Genomic DNA, 722 nt, shown 5'->3' on the forward strand with positions numbered 1-722 from the left:
TGTGCACGACTTGCACCGATACCGCTGCCGATGCGCCTGGGTCTCGTCGAAGCCGTCTCGCACCACGCCACCGCTGCCGCAGGCAGGGCAGTGCACCCCTTCCGGCCAACGATGCTGGCGCACCAAGGCAAAGCACTTGGCGTCGTCGATCAGCGCTGAGAGGTTGACCAGATCTGGTGCAGCCATGATGCCGACGCTCCTGGGGAGGGCCGGGTCGCCGCCCCGTCGTCGCGCATCATCACAGACCGGCCCCAGGCACGCTACCCGGGCCTCAGCTCATCACCCCGGATCCCATCAAGAGCCACCACTCAGAATAGGAGGCCCCGTTACGAGATCAGCGCGGCAACTCGGTTGACACTCACCGGCTGCAGGACGGAACCGATCAGCCCTTCGGTCTGGCGCAGGGCCAAGCGGAACACCGCGCGCAGGGTCAGGGCGGTGGTGATGGCCAGGTCCGAGTAGCAGGGCTGCCCGCCGGGGGTGGTGCGCGGCGCCGCGTGCCAGGCCTCGATGGCCTCAGCCGTGAACCAGACGGTGAGGCTGCCGCGAGCGCGCAGGCCGGCGTCGTACTCGGCCCAGTTCTTTATCCGGCGCTGCTGAGCTGGAATATGGTGCCGGCGGTCGGCGTTGGCCTTAAACGGCATGGTGGCCCTCCCTCGAACGAGGGCTCACCCTCGCACCCAACCTATCCCACGCCAGCCGATCCGGCGATCCCTGCAACA

Annotated in this window: 2 protein-coding genes; both read right to left on the reverse strand. The window is 68.0% G+C overall.

The features are described from left to right. Positions 1–186, reverse strand: a 186-nt coding sequence (locus Q7A36_RS40465) for a transposase (RefSeq protein ID WP_305109438.1), incomplete at its 3' end; no start/stop codon positions are given. A gap of 140 nt (positions 187–326) precedes the next feature. Then, positions 327–644, reverse strand: coding sequence for a transposase (locus Q7A36_RS40470; protein ID WP_370655816.1), 318 nt, complete (start codon positions 642–644; stop codon positions 327–329). Between the last annotated feature and the right edge of the window lie 78 nt (positions 645–722).

The sequence above is a fragment of the Paracraurococcus lichenis genome (assembly GCF_030657435.1).
GTDB lineage: Bacteria > Pseudomonadota > Alphaproteobacteria > Acetobacterales > Acetobacteraceae > Paracraurococcus > Paracraurococcus lichenis.